This is a genomic window from Candidatus Pantoea floridensis (assembly GCF_900215435.1).
GTDB classification, from domain to species: domain Bacteria; phylum Pseudomonadota; class Gammaproteobacteria; order Enterobacterales; family Enterobacteriaceae; genus Pantoea; species Pantoea floridensis.
The window spans coordinates 2,009,311-2,026,968 of the sequence record NZ_OCMY01000001.1; the positions used below are offsets into that span (position 1 = coordinate 2,009,311).

Consider the following 17,658-nt stretch of genomic DNA (forward strand, 5'->3'; position numbering starts at 1 on the left):
ATCAATTTATTAGATGTGTTTGGTATTAAATAAATTCGCAGGGCATTTTAGCTGAGTACCCAGCGTATTCTGAACCTTATGTAGTTTAATTCACTCTAGTTTAACCGTGCTTATACTGCTACACACTTATCGCCGCGCCTGTCCGATGAAATGTTTGCCCTCATTCCCGGGCTTGCGTACCATAACGACGAGAAATTGCTCATTTTATCGGATAAGTTATGGATAAGCCTGCGTTTTTAATCACTCTCGATACTGAAGGGGATAACCTCTGGCGCAATCGCAGCGGCAAGGTTACCACGCATAATGTTCGATTCCTGCCGCGTTTTCAGTCGTTATGTGAGAAATACGGTTTTAAACCAACCTGGCTAACCAATTTTGAAATGGCGAGCGATCCCGCTTATGTAGAGTTTGGCCGCGATCTGCTGGCGCGGGGGCAGGGTGAAATCGGCATGCATCTGCACGCATGGTATAGCCCGCCAGACTATGCGCTAACGGATGATGATTGGCGCTATCAGCCCTATTTAATTGAATATCCTGAAGATGTGCTGCGTGAAAAAGTCGCTTTCATGACAGATTTACTGGAAACGGCCTTTCAGCAGAAGATGACCAGCCACCGCGCTGGACGCTGGGCTTTCAATGAAATCTATGCGCGCGCACTGCTCGACCACGGTTATTTGGTTGATTGTTCCGTCACACCGCGCGTTGACTGGCGTACCTCTTCTGGCGCGCCTCAGGGCAAAGGCGGCACCGATTATCGCCACTTTCCCGACCACGCTTATTATCTTGATGCGAATGATATTTCCAAAGAGTGCGACAGCGGGCTTTTAGAGCTGCCGATGAGCATCGAATATCGCTACGGTGCGCTGACCAATCAGTTAAAAAAAGTGTGGAATGACATTCGCGGCAAGAAACGCGGCCATTCAGTCAACTGGCTGCGGCCGGTTGGTGGCAATGTGGCGCAGATGAAGCAGGTGGCTGAGCAGACGCTCAGGCGTGGAAATGACTACGTTGAATTTATGCTGCACTCTTCCGAATTCATGCCGGATGGCAGCCCCACGTTTAAAAATGAGGCTGATATTGAACGTCTTTATGATGATTTAGAGCAGCTTTTCAGCTGGCTCCAGTCACGTACCCAGGGCATGACGCTAACAGAATATGCGTTATTAAAGCGCGATCGCCAGCCGAGCTGAATCAAGACGCGGTATACCTCTATACCGCGATTTCTTTCATCATTGCCGCGACATCCTTTGCCTGGATATCTGCCATGCTGTGGCCTTGTGCAGGGCGCAGCACATACTGATTTTTCCCATATCCACCAATGAGTCCCGGATCGGTTGGGCCGTATAAGGTGATATTGGGCCGATCCAGCGCCGCGGTCAGATGGCTTAAGCCGGTATCCACCGATACCACCGCGCGCGCGCCCGCTAATTGCTGCGCGACCTGCTCGAGGGTTAATTTGGCTAACACTTCAACATGTGAGAAGCCTTCCGCCAGACGCTGCGCGCGCTGATGCTCGTGCTCTGCGCCCCACGGCAACTTCACGCGCAGGCCCGTAGGTTGCATTAATTCGATTAACTCGCGCCAGTGCGATTCCGGCCAGTGTTTGTTGTCACGCGTGGTCGCATGCAGAAACACCAGATAAGGGCTGCTCTCCGCCGGAAGTGACGTCAGGAAATGACCGGCAATGGCATAATCACCCTGCGTAGCCGGTTTTTCATAGCCGAGGCTTTTGGCAAACAGCTCGCGCGTACGTTCCACGGCATGCTGCTGCTTGTCGATTTCATGACGCTTGTCATACCACCAGCTGGCGAAAGGCTCGCGCGCACTGCGGCTATCCTGACCGTGCTTCACCCCTTTTGCCAGGCGCGTCACCAGCGCGGCGCTTTTGATGAGGCCTTGCGCATCCAGCACCACATCATAGTCGCGCGATTGCAGATCGCGTTTGAAGCGCACGCGCTCTTCGCGCTGCTGGCTGCCAAACCAGTGTTTGCGCCAGCGGCGAATCGCGACGGGGAGCACTTTATCCACCGCCGGATGCCAGCCTGGAATCTGGGCGAAGTTCTCCTCCACCACCCAATCAAAGCGAATGCCTGGAATGGCCTGCATCGCATCGGTGAGCGCCGGAAGCGTATGCAGCACGTCTCCCATTGAGGAGGTTTTTACTATCAAAACGTGCATCTTTACTCCTGCACCGGATGCAACAGCGCGCTAAGCTCCTGATGAACTCGCGCCGGTTGAATATCAATCAGGCTTTGGTGATAGCCTTGATCGGCATCCCCTTTGCGGACTTTGTGATAACCGGTGATCAAGCGAATAATGCGCGCCTGATGGGACAACGGCGGGGTGAAATCCGGGCTGCTTGGGCCATATAGCGCCACCAGCGGACGGTTAAGAGCCGCCGCAATATGCATTAAGCCCGAATCATTACTAACCACTGCCGTGCAGTTGGCCAGCAAAATCACCGCCTGTTCCAGTTGCGTATCGCCGGCCAGATTCTTGCAGTGCGCACGCGCTGGTTCTGACAGCGTTTGTACAATGGTATCGCCGGTTTCGCGATCCTTTGCCGAACCAAACAGCACCACCTGATAGCCTTCGCCGATCAGCTGTTCTGCCAGCGCGGCATAGTGATAATGTGGCCAGCGTTTGGCCGGACCAAACTCTGCACCCGGGCAAAAGCCAATTGCTGGACGATCGGCTGACAGCGCAAACTGTGCCGCCGTCATGCGTTTTTCGTCGTCATCCACGCGCAGCTGCGGCCACAACAAAGGCTGCGGCAGCTGCTGCGCCGAGGCGATAGGCTTGTCATAGCCGAGCGCCACATAGCGCTCAACCATCAACGGAAACGCGGCTTTATCCAGCACGCGGAGATCATTTAACACGCCATAACGCATCTCGCCGCGCCAGCCGGTGCGACGCTTGATGCCGGCGAAGAAGGGCACCAGCGCGGATTTAAAGGAGTTCGGCAACACATAGGCGCGATCGTAACCGCTCGCCTGCAGCGTTTTCCCAAGGCGTCGACGCTCACCTAACGCCAGAGCGCCATGACCGAGCGGCATCGCCAGTGCCTGATTCACTTCCGGCATACGCGACAGCAAAGGGCGGCACCAGGCTGGGGCCATTACATCGATTACCGCGTCAGGATGTTCCGTCTTGAGCGTGCGATAGAGACTTTGCGACATCATCATATCGCCGACCCATGATGGGCCAATAACCAGAATTTTCATCGCTGGTGCCGGTTTCCTTATGCGTTACGATTCAGCCAGGCCATATATTCGCCCACGCCTTGCGCCACGGTTTTAAACGGCTTGTCGTAACCGGCCGCTCGCAGATTGGTCAGATCGGCTTGAGTGAATGCCTGATAGCGGCCTTTCAGCTTGTCAGGGAAGGGAATGTACTCAATCTGGCCCTTCTGGTGGAAGTTCAGCACCGCATCCGCCACTTCCTGGAAAGATTCAGCGCGGCCGGTACCGCAGTTGTAGATACCAGAAACGCCGTTCTCCCAGCACCACAGATTCACGGCGACCACGTCATCAACATGGATGAAGTCGCGGCGGAAAGCGTCGCTGCCTTCAAACAGCTTTGGATTTTCATCGTTGCTGATCTGCGTGTTGAGATGGAAGGCCACGCTCGCCATGCTGCCTTTGTGGCCTTCGCGCGGACCATACACGTTGAAGTAGCGGAAACCGCACACCGGTGATTCGGCTTCTGGCAGAATCTGGCGCACATAGTGATCGAACAACATTTTCGAGTAGCCATAGACGTTCAGCGGCTGCTCGTATTGGCGCTCTTCAATGAAGTTTTCATTGCGGCCACCGTAGGTCGCGGCGGAAGAGGCATACAGGAACGGGATTTCACGCTCAAGACAGAAGTGAAGCAGATCTTTCGAGTACTGATAGTTGTTGTCCATCATGTACTTGCCATCCCATTCGGTGGTCGCGGAGCACGCACCTTCGTGGAACACGGCTTCGATAGGGCCCAGATCTTCGCCGGACATGATATAGCTGAGGAACTCCTCTTTATCCATGTAATCAGCGATGTCCAGATCGGCCAGATTCACGAATTTGGTGCCATCCTTCAGATTATCCACCACCAAAATGTCGGTAAGACCGCGATCGTTCAGCGCTTTAACAATGTTGCTGCCAATCATGCCAGCGCCACCGGTTACGATAATCATATGCTTTGCCTTTAAAGAGTTAGGGTGAAACAGGAGGTTTCAGCCACGAATACCTACCATCATAACATTTCAACCAGACGCAGGCAGCCAGATGACTCCGTAAGCGCTGCACAAATCCTGTTCGCAGCGTGAACTATGCTGCAAAACCGAGATATTGCTGGCTGAAATATCGTGTCTTTGCTTTTCGATCAGTAATATGTGCCAAAATTTTGCTATCTAAGGAGCAGAATCATGTCCGGTCAGTTTTATTCGCAAATCCGCCAACAGCTTGAGACAACACGTCAGGACGGATTGTTCAAACAAGAACGCACTATTACCTCGCCACAGCAGGCGGAAATCAATGTCGCTCACAGCCCAGCCGTCATTAACTTTTGCGCCAATAACTATTTGGGTTTAGCCAATCATCCGGCATTGATCCAGGCGGCGAAAGACGGCATGGATTCGCACGGCTTTGGTATGGCCTCGGTGCGCTTTATTTGCGGCACGCAGGATATTCACCAGCAGCTGGAACACAAGCTGGCCGCATTCCTCGGCATGGAAGACGCGATTTTGTTCTCGTCCTGCTTTGATGCCAACGGCGGCCTGTTTGAAACGCTGCTCAGCGCGGAAGACGCGATTATTTCGGACGCGCTTAATCACGCATCGATCATTGACGGCGTACGCCTGTGCAAAGCGCAGCGCTATCGTTACGCCAATAATGATATGAGCGAGCTGCGCGTGCGCTTGCAGGAAGCTCGCGACAAGGGCGCGCGCCACATTCTGATCGCCACCGACGGCGTCTTTTCTATGGATGGCGTGATCGCCAATCTGCAGGGGATTTGCGACCTGGCCGATGAGTTTGATGCACTGGTGATGGTGGATGATTCGCATGCGGTGGGCTTTGTCGGTTCGGCCGGACGCGGCACGCACGAATATTGTGGTGTGATAGATCGCGTTGACATCCTTACCGGCACGCTGGGTAAAGCGCTGGGTGGCGCGTCTGGCGGTTACGTGGCGGCGAAAAAAGAGGTGGTGGAATGGCTGCGCCAGCGCTCGCGCCCGTATCTGTTCTCCAATTCGCTGGCACCGGCAATTGTTGCCGCCTCGCTGCGCGTGCTGGAACTGCTGAGTGAAGGCGATGGGTTACGTCAGCGCCTGTGGGAAAACGCCCGCTTCTTCCGAGAACAAATGACCGCGGCAGGCTTCACCCTGGCTGGAGCCGATCACGCCATTATTCCGGTGATGCTGGGCGATGCCAAAGTGGCACAGCAATTCGCGAACCTGCTGCAGCAGGAAGGCATCTACGTCACCGGCTTCTTCTACCCGGTGGTGCCGCAAGGTCAGGCGCGTATTCGTACGCAGATTTCTGCCGGCCATACCCAGGCTCAGCTGGAACACGCTGTTGCCGCCTTTACCCGCATTGGTCAGCAGCTGGGCGTTATTTCAGGAGCAGGGAAATGAAAGCACTCGCCAAATTAAAAGCCGAAGAAGGTATTTGGATGGTCAAAGACGCGCCGATTCCGGAGCCGGGCCATAACGATCTGCTGATTAAAATACGTAAAACCGCTATTTGCGGTACCGACGTGCACATTTATAACTGGGACGACTGGTCGCGCAAAACCATTCCGGTTCCGATGATCACCGGCCACGAATACGTGGGTGAAGTGGTGGGAATGGGGCAGGAAGTAAAAGGCTTTGCCATTGGCGATCGCGTTTCTGGTGAAGGCCACATCACCTGCGGTCATTGCCGTAACTGCCGTGCGGGACGCACTCATCTCTGTCGCAACACCGTTGGCGTGGGCGTTAATCGTCAGGGCTGCTTCGCCGAATACCTGGTCATTCCGGCGTTCAACGCTTTCAAAATTCCTGACAACATCTCTGATGAACTGGCGGCCATTTTTGATCCCTTTGGCAACGCGGTACATACGGCGCTGTCGTTTGATTTAGTCGGCGAAGACGTGCTGATTTCTGGTGCCGGTCCGATTGGCATTATGGCGGCAGCGGTGTGTAAGCACGTCGGCGCGCGTCATGTGGTGATTACCGATATCAATGAATATCGCCTCGATCTGGCGCGCAAGATGGGCGTAACGCGTGCGGTGAACGTAGCGCAGGAGAATCTGCGTGACGTGATGGCTGAACTCGGCATGACCGAAGGGTTTGATGTCGGGTTGGAAATGTCAGGCGCACCGCCGGCATTCCGCACCTTGTTAGAGGTGATGAACCACGGCGGCCGCATTGCCCTATTGGGTATTCCGCCGGGTGAAATGTCGATTGACTGGAATCAGGTGATCTTCAAAGGACTGTTCATCAAAGGCATCTATGGGCGTGAGATGTTTGAAACCTGGTACAAGATGGCAGCGTTGATTCAATCTGGCCTCGATCTTACGCCTATCATCACCCATCGTTATCACATTGATGAGTTCCAGCAGGGCTTTGATGAGATGCGTTCGGGTCGATCTGGCAAAGTGGTGTTGAGCTGGGATTAAACGATTCTCCGGCCAGACGGCCGGAGAGTTTCATTGCTGTATTTTTTCTGCGTCCGTCAGGTAGCGCACTTTGCGTGTGTAATCCTGCCCCTTGAAGGTGAGCGGCTGAGTGGGATCCTGAAGGTATTTCTGCCATTCACTTAAAGGAAAACCACCGTGTGCGCCAATGACTTCAGAGGGAATGGGCGCCGCGTGGCCGCCAATCTTTTTGGAAACGGGCCAGTTTGCCCACTCTCCCAGATTGATCGTACGAAGGTCTAGCATATCCAGTAATACTGAGAGTGGCAGCTGATCGGTTGGCGGCTGATTGTCGTTCATGAGTTCCCACGTGTCTTGAAAGAGCGTTAACCAGAGTGGGCAAATGCGTTTCCAGGTTTTTCGCGTGGCGGCTAAATAGGCACCATTTACGTGATCTTCTAAATACGGTCTTATTGATGGTTTGTAATATGCAGGGATGGCATGCTCATCGGCTCCCTCCAGCTTAGCGATCATTTTTCCTTTGCGGAAACTGGAATAAAGATGCCCTTCATGCATATTTATTGTGGGTGATCTAAGCAGATTGAGGTCCGAGTCAATCATCAAAATCCCTTCGCCTTTAGCCTGTAAAGGGGCTTGAATTTTGATTAATCGACTGCGGTAAATCTGTTTATAACGATAGCTTTCCTCACGAAAAGGAATATCCAATGTCGTTACGCGGGTATTTTTCGGCAGTTTACCGAAAGCCTGCTCAGGCTGATCGCTGACAATCACTATCTCCTCAATACCGGATGCAAAGCGACTGGCAAATTCTGCACTCAATAACGCTTCTTCGATATAGTCGGAACCTGTGCAAGGAATGATCACTGAAGTTAATGGTGTATTACCTTGCGTATCGCTCTGCGTGTATGAAATATTGTGGCGAGCGCGGATGTGTCGATAGTTTTTATTTAAAAATTCAAACATGCGTTCTCCTTTCAATACATTTTTCTAATATCATTTCGACACCAGAAACATAGTTCTCAATGGCGTATTGCTCACGCACGCGTAATTCAGCCGCCTCGATGAGGCGCTGGCGCAGTGTGGCATCTTGCCATAATGTCATCAGATAGCCGCTTAACCGATCAATATCGCCATATTCAAAAATCAAGCCGGTCTCATTGTGATTAATTAACTCCGCCGTACCTACCACATTCGAACCTATCACCGCCGTTTTCACCAGCATGGCTTCCAGCACCACACGCGGTAAGCCTTCACTGCGCGAGGCAAGAATAAAGACATCAAACGCGGCAAGATAATCCAGCGGGTTGTTTTGAAAACCGGTAAAAACGATATGTGATTCAATCATTTCTGTACCAGCGAGCTGAGCCAGTTTTTCCTGTTCGGGTCCGCTACCCACCACCACCATTTTCCATTTTGCCTCTGGATGAGCGCGTTTGAACTGGCCTAACGCCTGAAAAATATGATGGTTCGCTTTACGCGTGATAAGTGAGCCTATTGAACCAAAAATGAATGTTTCTGGGGCGTAGCCCAGGCGCTCACGTACTTCTGCGCGGTCAGGCAATGTCTGGTGAATATCAATCGCGTTTGAAACGGTGAAGCAGCGCTGCGCATCAACGCCGCTCTGACGTAATGACTGGTTGACGCCGTGCGAGACCGCGATAACGGCATCAACACGTTCATTAACCCTCTTCACCAGCGCGGCGTTCAGTTGCGGTTCAATTCGGCAGTGCTGGATGAGCGCCACATCTAAATTGTTGACGGCGCAATAGCCTTCAACGTTGGTGCTGGGCTGGTTATTCATATAAAGCGCGTTGTATTGCCCAGCCCGCATAATTGATGAAATTGCTTTGGCATTGGGTAAGACACGCCATATTTCGTCCACCCGAGCGATCATCTCTTTTTTCAGCGAGCGGTTGAAAAAAAACAGCGTACGTAACAGCTCTTTACTCAGTTTTGCCCACATTGGCTGGCGACGTTGCGGGATAAAAATAACGGGAATGCCGATTGAATTTAAGATGGACTCAATGGTTTCGCTGTTGCCACGAGAATAGTTGTTATAAAAACAACAGGTGACAGCAAACTTCTGCCGATCGATGCGTTTAAGCAGTTCTAACATACTGTTAGTGCCGCCGCCCCATTCACGTCCGGTATCCAACAGCAAAATCTTTCTTCTCATTGAGTTCATTCATCCCGCTATCAGAAGAGCTGTTTAATTGACTTAACCAATTGGCTTTGCTCAATACTTTCCGTGACTAATTCAACGGCTCGGCTCTGCGGCACCGGCGGAACGGGCTTGCTCGGCTTACACAGACCCGGTGCGCGGAAGCGCGGATTCTCAGGTTTATCCGGCTTGGATGGCGGTAGCGTGGTGCCCTGATGCAGCGGTTCATTCAACAACTGACTGGGGCGCACCAACGTGATATCGGCTGGTAAAGTTGGCAGCATTTGTTGCAACACGTGTACCGTGGTGGGATGCGGATGACCGATGGCGATGGCATAACCGTCACGCTGTGCCAGCTTAACCGCGCGAGTAAACTGCGTACGGATGGCGGCATCATTCTGGCTATCATCGAGGAACACGCGGCGCTTAAGCACTTTGACGTGCGTGCCCTGAGACGCCGGGATCGATTGGCTGTTGCCAATGGTCATGCTATCGAGAAAGTAATAATTGTAGTGATTGAGCGCCTGCATCACTTTCTGCATGCCGGGCAGGCTGGAGGTCATTTTGCTGCCCATGTGATTATTCAGGCCCACCGCGTAGGGCACTTTGCTGGTGGCTTCACGAATGATCCGTTCAATCTCCGCGCTGCTCATCTCCGGCGTTAGCGTGTCTTTTTCCAGCGGTTGTTTACTGAGCGGAGCCATTGGCAGGTGGATCAATACTTCGCGGCCACCCTGATGCGCTTTTGTCGCCATTTCACGCGCATGTGGCGCATTCGGCAGGACCGCAACGGAGATTGCCGTGGGCATTTGCAGCACTTTATTCTCTTCGGCGGGACGATAACCGAAGTCGTCAATGACGATGGAGAGTTTTCCCGCATGGGCGGAAAGTGACAAAAACAGGCCGCAGAGTGCGGCCGAAACTTTAGAGGGTTGAAACAAAACTTATCTTCCTAACCACGGTAGTGGATTGACGGCCTGTCCCTGGCGTCGGATTTCAAAGTAGAGCGAAGGCGTGCCGCGGCCGCCGCTGGTGCCCACAAGGGCGATAGGCTGTCCTGCCTTCACCTGAGCACCAACGCTCACCAATGCGCTTTGATTGTAGCCATAAAGGCTCATGTCGCCTTTGCCGTGCTCGAGTACCACCACCAGACCGTAGCCTTGCAGCCAGTCGGCCATCAGCACGCGTCCATCGGCAATGGCTTTGACTTCAGTGCCTTCAGGCGCATCAACCACCAGACCTTTCCAGCGCAGTTCGCCCTGCATCGATTCACCGAAGCGGTGTTCAATACGTCCTCGTACCGGCCAAACCGCTTGGCCACCCGGCTTGCCCAATCCTCCAGTACGCGCCATCAGCTCGCGTTCACTCTGCGTTGGCTGATAGCTGGATCCTTTGGCTTTCGCCTGCGCCTGACGTTGACGCACTTTTTCCGCCTCGCGAGCTTCGCGTTCGGCACGTTCACGTGCTTCACGTTCTGCTTTAGCAATCTTGCTCTGCAGGCGGCTTTCGTTCTCACGCATCTCAACCAGATCGGCCTGATCTTTTTCCAGCGAACTCTCCAGCACGGTAAGCGTCTTCTTCCGTGCCGCGCTGGCCACTTCCAATTTGCTTTGCTGTGTCTGTTGTTGCGCTAACAAGGATTTTTGCTGCTCTTGTTTACCCTGCAGGGATTGACGCTGTTCCGCCAATTGCTGCTGCGTTTGTTTGAGATCGTCGATATTTTTCTGTCGGGCGGCATTGAGATAGCCGAAATAGGCAAGGATGCGTTCACTGCGTTGTGCTTCTTCACCGCCCAGCAGCAGTTGTAAACCGTTATGCTGACCCTGACGGAAGGCGGCATCTAACTGTTGCGCGAGCAGTTTTTCTTGCTGTGCTTGCTGCTTTTCCAGACGAGTAATTGAAGCGGTAACCTGCGCAATTTCGCCCTCAAGCGCGCGCAGGCTATTGCGCGTTTCACGCAGTTGGCGGCTGGCTTGCGCAATTACTTTTTCCTGACTCTGTAATTGATCCAGCAGCTTACTGCGCTGCAGTTTCTGCGCCTTTACGCTTTTTTCTTTCTCGGCAATGTTCTGCTGAATAGATTTTAGCTGCGTTTTATTATCATCTGCGCTGCGCGCGGCTGCGGGCATTAACAGCGCGCCCGCGACGAGCAGACTCAGGGAGATTTCGGACCAGCGGAATGACAACGGAAGTGTGGTGCCGCTGTAACGGGTCCTTGTGTGTGTAACGGTCGCTTTTCCCTTCATAGTCGATAATTATTCCACGATGAACAGCCGCTTACCAGTTAGCCCGGCCGGGTTTTACTTTGCTAAAAATGTCTGTACCGAGCTTACTGGCATAAACTTTGTCTTAATTTTGCGATTAGAACACTTTTTTTGGAAAATGACGCACAAATCGTAACTCTGGCCCCTTCGCGACTGTACATGCGAAGTGGCGCAGGTATACTCAGAACCCTTGTTTTAGCTTATCAGCCCGGTTTGGAGTCGTTACCCCTCATGCAAGAAATTATGCAGTTTGCAAGCAATCACCCCATCCTCAGTCTGGCATGGGTTGCTTTACTCGTTCTCGTGATTGTGACCACCGTTAAAGGTATGTTCTCTAAAGTAAAAACCATCAGTCGTGGTGAAGCAACCCACATGATTAATAAAGAGGACGCGGTGGTGGTAGACGTTCGTTCACGCGACGATTACCGCAAAGGACACATTTCAGGGGCAATTAATGTAGCGGCCGCAGACATTAAAAAAGAGAGTTTTGGCGAGCTGGAAAAGCACAAGGCACAACCCATAATTGTAGTTTGTGCCACCGGCCAGAGCGCAGGTGAGTCAGCGGCTAAATTGAGCGCTGCTGGTTTTGAAAAAGTATCCGTGTTGAAAGACGGCGTGAGCGGCTGGAGTGGTGAAAATCTGCCACTGGTACGCGGTAAATAACTTCTCAGGGGTAACCGTATGGCGAATGTTGAGATTTACACCAAAGTCACTTGTCCTTATTGCCACCGGGCAAAGGCGTTGCTGGATCAAAAAGGCGTGTCGTACCAGGAGATTCCCATTGACGGGAACGCAGCGAAACGCGAAGAGATGATCCAACGAAGTGGCCGTACTACGGTGCCTCAGATTTTTATAGACGCGCAGCACATTGGCGGCTGTGACGATCTTTACGCGCTGGATGGACGTCAGGGACTTGATCCTCTACTCCAGGCATAACTTTTCGATCAGACAATTTTAACTCAAAGGATTTAGTCTCATGTCAGAACATAGCACCAACGAAATGCAGTTCCAGATTCAACGTGTTTACACCAAAGACGTCTCTTATGAAGCGCCGAACGCGCCGCAGGTTTTCCAGAAAGAGTGGGAACCGGAAGTGAAACTGGATCTCGACACGGCATCTTCTCAGTTGGCTGATGGCGTTTTTGAAGTTGTGCTGCGTGTTACCGTAACGGCAACCGTTGCCGAAGAAACGGCATTCCTGTGCGAAGTACAGCAGGCCGGTATTTTCACCATTAGCGGCATTGAAGGCACGCAAATGGCACATTGCCTGGGCGCATACTGCCCGAACATTCTGTTCCCGTATGCACGCGAATGCGTCACTAGCCTCGTGTCTCGCGGTACCTTCCCGCAGCTCAACCTGGCACCCGTTAACTTTGATGCGCTGTTCATGAACTATCTGCAGCAGCAAGGTGAAGGCGAAGCGCCACATCAGGATGCCTGATGACTACCCTCAACGCTTCAATTAGCGTCATCGGTGCCGGTTCGTACGGCACCGCCTTGGCCATCACGCTGGCCCGTAATGGCCATCCGGTTCTGCTGTGGGGGCATAATCCCCAAAGTGTGGCGCAGCTGCAAGCTGACCGCTGCAATGTTGCTTTCCTGCCCGATGTTCCTTTCCCCGAGAATCTTGTTCCTGAAGCCGACTTAGCTACGGTGGTGAGCGCGAGCCGCGATTTGCTGATCGTGGTACCGAGCCATGTGTTTGGCGATGTGCTTACGCAGCTCAAACCGCATTTGCGGGCGGATTCGCGGATTGTTTGGGCGACCAAAGGGCTGGAGAAAGAGACGGGCCGTTTACTGCAGGATGTGGCGCGCGAGATCCTTGGCGATGCGATTCCTTTAGCCGTTATTTCTGGGCCAACCTTCGCCAAAGAGTTGGCGGCTGGGATGCCAACCGCCATCGCGCTGGCCTCGACCGATGGACAGTTTGCTGAAGATCTGCAGCAGAAATTACACTGCGGTAAAAGTTTTCGCGTCTATAACAATCAGGATTTCATCGGTGTGCAGTTAGGCGGCGCGGTGAAAAACGTCATTGCGATTGGCGCAGGAATTTCTGACGGAATTGGTTTTGGGGCTAATGCCCGGACCGCACTGATCACACGTGGCCTCACTGAAATGAGCCGTCTTGGCGCCGCGCTGGGGGCCGATCCCACCACCTTTATGGGCATGGCGGGCTTAGGCGATCTGGTGCTGACCTGTACCGACAATCAGTCACGTAACCGACGTTTCGGCATGATGCTGGGGCAAGGTGAGAGCGTGGATGATGCGCAACGCATTATCGGACAAGTTGTAGAAGGCTACAGAAATACTAAAGAAGTCAAAGCATTGGCCGCTCGAGTTGGCATCGAAATGCCCATTACCGAGCAGATTTATCAGGTGCTCTATTGCGGAAAATCGGCGCGAGAGGCAGCATTGACGTTACTTGGCCGTGCAAGGAAGGACGAAAACAGCCAAAGCTGAAGCAGGATGCGCCAGCGTCATCACCTGTAGCGCCCCATCAGGCGCTTTTTTTATCGGGAGCAAACAGCAATGTCGTCTGAAGAGTTAGAACTGGTCTGGAACCATATCAAAGCCGAAGCCAGAGCCCTGGCCGACTGTGAACCGATGCTGGCCAGCTTTTACCATGCGACATTGCTAAAACACGAAAACCTCGGCAGCGCCCTCAGCTATATGCTTGCCAACAAGCTGGCGAACCCGATTATGCCCGCGATTGCCATCCGCGAAATCGTGGAAGAGGCCTATCGTGAAGACCCGGAGATGATCGTCTCTGCGGCCTATGATATTCAAGCGGTGCGCCAGCGCGATCCGGCGGTCGACAAATACTCCACGCCGCTGCTCTATCTGAAAGGCTTCCATGCATTGCAGGCTTATCGTATTGGGCATTGGCTGTGGAAAGAGGGGCGCCGTGCGTTGGCGGTCTATCTGCAAAATGAAATCTCCGTCTCCTTTGCCGTCGATATTCATCCGGCGGCACGCATTGGCCGCGGTATTATGCTGGATCACGCCACCGGCATCGTCATCGGCGAAACGGCCATCATCGAAAATGATGTTTCAATTCTGCAATCGGTAACGCTGGGCGGTACCGGGAAAACCAGCGGCGATCGTCATCCGAAGATCCGTGAAGGCGTGATGATTGGTGCGGGTGCCAAAATTCTGGGCAACATTGAAGTGGGGCGCGGCGCGAAAATCGGAGCCGGTTCTGTTGTCCTGCAGCCCGTACCTCCGCACACTACGGCGGCCGGTGTGCCAGCGCGTATTGTTGGCAAACCGACCAGTGATAAACCGTCGATGGATATGGATCAGCACTTTAACGGCGCTGGCTTTGAGTATGGCGACGGCATCTAGCCTTTAATCAGGGCGCCAGCATAGTCGAGTTGGCGCCACGCTTCATATACCACCACCGATACCGCGTTCGATAAGTTCATGCTGCGGCTTTCCGCCATCATGGGTATACGGATTTTTTGCTCAGCCGGTAACGCGTTGAGAATCTCTGCCGGTAAACCCCGACTCTCCGGACCGAACATCAAATAATCACCTTTTTGATAGCTCACCGCGCTGTGTGCAGGCGTGCCTTTGGTCGTAAGTGCGAACAGGCGTTGCGGTGCTTCGGACGTCAAAAATGCCGCGTAGTTAGCATGCTTTTTTAACGCGGTGTACTCGTGGTAATCCAGACCCGCGCGACGCAGGCGCTTATCATCCCAGGCAAAACCCAGAGGTTCAATCAGGTGTAACTGAAAACCGGTATTTGCGCACAGGCGGATAATGTTGCCGGTATTTGGCGGAATTTCAGGTTCAAATAAGACAATGTTTAGCATAAGGCCCCCGGAAACGAGGGCCGAAGCATAACAAATTATTGACGGGCGGAGTACAGCGGCAACCACAGCGTTAAGCGTAAGCCGCCTAACGGACTATCATCGGCTTTAACCCAGCCGCGATGCTGCTGCACTGCGGTTTCGACAATCGCTAAACCCAGACCGGTGCCACCCGACTCGCGATCGCGTGCTTCATCGGTACGGTAAAACGGACGGAAAATCTGCTCGCGATCCTCTGGACTCACGCCTGGACCATCATCATCGACATGGATGGTAATGCCTTCAATATCTACCGAGAAGCTGACGCTGATATGCGAGTTTGAATAGCGCAATGCGTTACGTACGATATTCTCCAGCGCGCTTTCCAGGGCGTGAGGATTACCATATAACGGCCAGGGACCCGGCGGATAGGGTACATCCATAACCTTGCCCATCTGCTCGGCTTCAAATTTGGCATCTTCCAGCACGCCGTTCCACAGCTGATTGGCCTTCATCGCTTCGCTGACCAGGGCGTTATTATGCTGAGTGCGTGACAGCACCAGCAAATCGTTGATCATGCCATCAAGACGCTGCGCTTCGGTTTCGATGCGCTGTAACTCTTTACCTTCACCGTTGCGCCGACGCAGCAATGCCGTTGCCAGCTGTAAACGGGTCAGCGGGGTGCGCAATTCATGGCTGATATCGGACAGCAGGCGCTGCTGTGCCGTCATCATACGTTCGAGCGCACTCACCATCTGGTTGAAACTTGAGCCGGCTGCAAGGAACTCCTGCGGGCCTGATTCCAGTTCCGGATGTTGACGTAAATTGCCACTCGCTACTTCATCTGCGGCGTACTTAAGCTTACGAGCGGGACGCGCCAGGCTCCATGCCAACCACAGCAGCAGCGGTGAGCTAATCAACATGGTGACGATCAGCAGCAGAAGCGGGCGGTCGAACATCAGATTGATGAAATCGAGCTGCGAGCTGGTAGCAGGGCGAATCATATAAAGCTGGTAGTTATCTTCACCATCGCGCACGGCGAACGGCCCGACCATTTCAACGCGGCCATACTTCTTCTTTTGCGGATGGTCGGCATTGTCGGATTGACCGATAAAGTTGCGGATGATCTGCATTTCGTTGTGCTGCGCGCCAATCACTCGGCCTTCGCTGGTGACCAGCAGTAAGCGCTGGCCTGGGGGCGCCCATTTGTCGATAGAACGGAACAAACGGCGCCACCACATCAGATCGTTTGGCGGGTCCTGAGATAATTCAGCCTCGACGTGCTGTTCAATCATCGTGCCCTGTCGTTGTTCACTTTCCAGCAACGACGTCATTTGGCGCGAATCGAGTTTGGGCACCATTAAAACCAGCATCAACACCAGCGCCAGCGTGAGCCAGAAGATAGCGAAGATGCGGGTAGTTAAACTTCCGATCATGATGCCGAAACCATCAGATAGCCGCGTCCACGTAGCGTTTTAAACCACGGGTGGCCATCGCGACGTTCCGGTAATTTACGGCGCAGGTTAGAAATGTGCATATCGATAGCACGGTCAAACGGTGTCAGACGTTTACCCAACACTTCCTGACTCAAATGCTCACGTGAAACCACCTGGCCCAGATGCTGCGCCAGCAAATAGAGCAGAGTGAATTCGGTGCCGGTAAGATCCAGCGTTTCGTTATCAAAGCTCGCTTCCTGGCGACCAGGGTTCAGGCGCAGGCAATCCACTTCCAGCGTTGGTGAGCTGTTATCGTGCTGTTGTTGCTGCTCGCTCCAGTTTGAACGGCGCAAAATGGCACGGATACGCGCCACCAGTTCGCGATCGTTAAAGGGTTTAGGCAGATAATCGTCTGCACCTAACTCAAGGCCCAAAACACGGTCCAGTTCACTGCCACGCGCGGTCAGCATGATGACCGGCGTTTGGTGCTGTTGGCGTAGTTCTTTCAATGTGTCGATACCGTTCTTTTTCGGCATCATCACATCCAGCAAAAGCAAGTCCACGGTGTTGTCTAACAGGTTTAGTGCCTGCTCACCATCGCTTGCCACAATGACTTCAAAACCTTCCATCTCAAGCAGTTCTTTAAGCAGCGAAGTTAATTCGCGGTCGTCATCAACCAACAGGATTTTATTCATTTTTTATTGCCCTCCGCAGGCAAAATACCGTGTTCCTTGACTTGCAATCCAACGCTTTACGTAGTTTTACACCCCCTGACGGATGTTTGCAGCCACCGCCGTACACTGGCTCTCGTTGAATCGCAAAACGGAACGAACTGGGAGTTAACGATGCGCTACTTAACCGCCGTCGTCATTGCCTCAGCGATGGTTCTCAGTCACGCCAGCGCAGAAGCAGCAGACACGACGACGATTGACGAGATGCATCCGAACGGCGTATTAGCGACAGGCAGTATGACGCAAAATCCGCAAAGCTACATGTTCGATGGCATTGAGCTGACTGAACAACAGCGGCAACAGATGCGAGATCTAATGCAGCAAGCGCGCCACGAACGCCCAACACTCAGCGTTCAAGATATCGAAACTATGCATGACCTTGTCATTGCTGACAAATTTAACGAACCGGCTATCCGAGAGCAGGCTGAAAAACAGGCCCGCGCAGCAATCGAACAGCAAGTTGAGATGGCCCGGGTTCGCAATCAGATGTATCACCTGCTAACGCCTGCACAGCAAGCGAAATTGCAGAAGAATTATGAGCGACGACTTGCAGAAATGCGTCGGCTCTCAGGATTGCAGCCATCATCACCGCTGCAAGCAGTGAGTAGTACCAGCAGTAACCAGTAACATAGTATCCCTGTTTTCCTTGCCATAGAC

Annotated in this window: 19 protein-coding genes; 9 read left to right on the forward strand and 10 right to left on the reverse strand. The window is 53.1% G+C overall.

The window, feature by feature from the left end; genetic code table 11:
* Positions 1-218 precede the first annotated feature (218 nt).
* Positions 219-1,190: a polysaccharide deacetylase family protein gene (locus tag CRO19_RS09375; protein WP_097095591.1), complete on the forward strand. Its 972-nt coding sequence runs from the start codon at positions 219-221 to the stop codon at positions 1,188-1,190.
* A gap of 19 nt (positions 1,191-1,209) precedes the next feature.
* On the opposite strand, the gene rfaC is transcribed toward CRO19_RS09375, so the two are convergent.
* From rfaC to rfaD, 3 genes are read right to left on the reverse strand one after another with little or no spacing between them, the layout of a single operon-like run.
* Positions 1,210-2,178, reverse strand: coding sequence for a lipopolysaccharide heptosyltransferase RfaC (rfaC, locus tag CRO19_RS09380; protein ID WP_097095592.1), 969 nt, complete (start codon positions 2,176-2,178; stop codon positions 1,210-1,212).
* Between the two features lie 2 nt (positions 2,179-2,180).
* Entirely contained in the window at positions 2,181-3,224 is a 1,044-nt protein-coding gene (gene rfaF / locus CRO19_RS09385) for an ADP-heptose--LPS heptosyltransferase RfaF (protein ID WP_097095593.1), read from the reverse strand.
* A 17-nt stretch (positions 3,225-3,241) separates the two neighbouring features.
* Positions 3,242-4,174, reverse strand: a complete 933-nt coding sequence (rfaD, locus tag CRO19_RS09390; RefSeq protein WP_097095594.1) for an ADP-glyceromanno-heptose 6-epimerase — start codon at positions 4,172-4,174, stop codon at positions 3,242-3,244.
* A 231-nt stretch (positions 4,175-4,405) separates the two neighbouring features.
* On the opposite strand from rfaD, the gene CRO19_RS09395 reads away from it, so the two are divergent.
* Together CRO19_RS09395 and tdh are read left to right on the forward strand one after the other, a co-directional pair.
* Positions 4,406-5,614, forward strand: coding sequence for a glycine C-acetyltransferase (locus tag CRO19_RS09395; RefSeq protein ID WP_097095595.1), 1,209 nt, complete (start codon positions 4,406-4,408; stop codon positions 5,612-5,614).
* Positions 5,611-6,639: an L-threonine 3-dehydrogenase gene (gene tdh / locus CRO19_RS09400; protein ID WP_097095596.1), complete on the forward strand. Its 1,029-nt coding sequence runs from the start codon at positions 5,611-5,613 to the stop codon at positions 6,637-6,639. Before CRO19_RS09395 ends, tdh begins: the two co-directional genes overlap by 4 nt.
* A 30-nt stretch (positions 6,640-6,669) precedes the next feature.
* On the opposite strand, the gene CRO19_RS09405 is transcribed toward tdh, so the two are convergent.
* Genes CRO19_RS09405 through envC form a run of 4 tightly spaced genes read right to left on the reverse strand, consistent with a single transcriptional unit; the run spans position 6,670 to position 11,025 of the window.
* Positions 6,670-7,581 (reverse strand): hypothetical protein, encoded by a 912-nt coding sequence (locus CRO19_RS09405; protein ID WP_097095597.1) that lies wholly within the window; start codon positions 7,579-7,581, stop codon positions 6,670-6,672.
* The gene (locus CRO19_RS09410; RefSeq protein WP_097095598.1) at positions 7,574-8,803 is read right to left on the reverse strand and encodes a glycosyltransferase; all 1,230 of its coding nucleotides are present in this window, start codon (positions 8,801-8,803) and stop codon (positions 7,574-7,576) included. Before CRO19_RS09410 ends, CRO19_RS09405 begins: the two co-directional genes overlap by 8 nt.
* A gap of 11 nt (positions 8,804-8,814) precedes the next feature.
* A complete protein-coding gene (locus CRO19_RS09415; protein WP_097095599.1) occupies positions 8,815-9,720 on the reverse strand; it encodes a divergent polysaccharide deacetylase family protein in 906 nt (301 codons plus the stop codon).
* Positions 9,721-9,723: 3 nt separating this feature from the next.
* Positions 9,724-11,025 carry a murein hydrolase activator EnvC gene (envC, locus tag CRO19_RS09420; RefSeq protein WP_097095600.1) on the reverse strand — a complete coding sequence of 434 codons (1,302 nt, stop codon included), beginning with the start codon at positions 11,023-11,025 and terminating at the stop codon, positions 9,724-9,726.
* A 249-nt stretch (positions 11,026-11,274) separates the two neighbouring features.
* Between envC and CRO19_RS09425 the strand changes: the two genes are divergently transcribed.
* From CRO19_RS09425 to cysE, 5 genes are all read left to right on the forward strand, one after another.
* A complete protein-coding gene (locus CRO19_RS09425) occupies positions 11,275-11,706 on the forward strand; it encodes a rhodanese-like domain-containing protein (RefSeq protein ID WP_097095601.1) in 432 nt (143 codons plus the stop codon).
* Between the two features lie 18 nt (positions 11,707-11,724).
* Positions 11,725-11,979: a glutaredoxin 3 gene (grxC, locus tag CRO19_RS09430; RefSeq protein ID WP_097095602.1), complete on the forward strand. Its 255-nt coding sequence runs from the start codon at positions 11,725-11,727 to the stop codon at positions 11,977-11,979.
* A 40-nt stretch (positions 11,980-12,019) separates the two neighbouring features.
* Positions 12,020-12,484, forward strand: coding sequence for a protein-export chaperone SecB (secB, locus tag CRO19_RS09435; protein WP_097095603.1), 465 nt, complete (start codon positions 12,020-12,022; stop codon positions 12,482-12,484).
* On the forward strand, positions 12,484-13,503 hold the full coding sequence (gene gpsA / locus CRO19_RS09440; protein WP_097095604.1) for an NAD(P)H-dependent glycerol-3-phosphate dehydrogenase: 1,020 nt from the start codon (positions 12,484-12,486) through the stop codon (positions 13,501-13,503). The genes secB and gpsA overlap by 1 nt, the downstream gene beginning before the upstream one ends.
* Before the next feature lie 69 nt (positions 13,504-13,572).
* Positions 13,573-14,388: a serine O-acetyltransferase gene (gene cysE, locus CRO19_RS09445; protein WP_007885334.1), complete on the forward strand. Its 816-nt coding sequence runs from the start codon at positions 13,573-13,575 to the stop codon at positions 14,386-14,388.
* Here the strand turns inward: cysE and trmL are convergent.
* Genes trmL through cpxR form a run of 3 tightly spaced genes read right to left on the reverse strand, consistent with a single transcriptional unit; the run spans position 14,385 to position 16,965 of the window.
* Positions 14,385-14,858, reverse strand: coding sequence for a tRNA (uridine(34)/cytosine(34)/5-carboxymethylaminomethyluridine(34)-2'-O)-methyltransferase TrmL (gene trmL / locus CRO19_RS09450; RefSeq protein WP_097095605.1), 474 nt, complete (start codon positions 14,856-14,858; stop codon positions 14,385-14,387). The two genes, cysE and trmL, sit on opposite strands and share 4 nt — an antisense overlap.
* A 35-nt stretch (positions 14,859-14,893) precedes the next feature.
* Entirely contained in the window at positions 14,894-16,270 is a 1,377-nt protein-coding gene (cpxA, locus tag CRO19_RS09455; RefSeq protein WP_097095606.1) for an envelope stress sensor histidine kinase CpxA, read from the reverse strand.
* A complete protein-coding gene (cpxR, locus tag CRO19_RS09460; RefSeq protein WP_084877909.1) occupies positions 16,267-16,965 on the reverse strand; it encodes an envelope stress response regulator transcription factor CpxR in 699 nt (232 codons plus the stop codon). The genes cpxA and cpxR overlap by 4 nt, the downstream gene beginning before the upstream one ends.
* Before the next feature lie 150 nt (positions 16,966-17,115).
* Between cpxR and cpxP the strand changes: the two genes are divergently transcribed.
* On the forward strand, positions 17,116-17,628 hold the full coding sequence (gene cpxP / locus CRO19_RS09465; protein ID WP_097095607.1) for a cell-envelope stress modulator CpxP: 513 nt from the start codon (positions 17,116-17,118) through the stop codon (positions 17,626-17,628).
* The last annotated feature ends 30 nt before the right edge of the window (positions 17,629-17,658 follow it).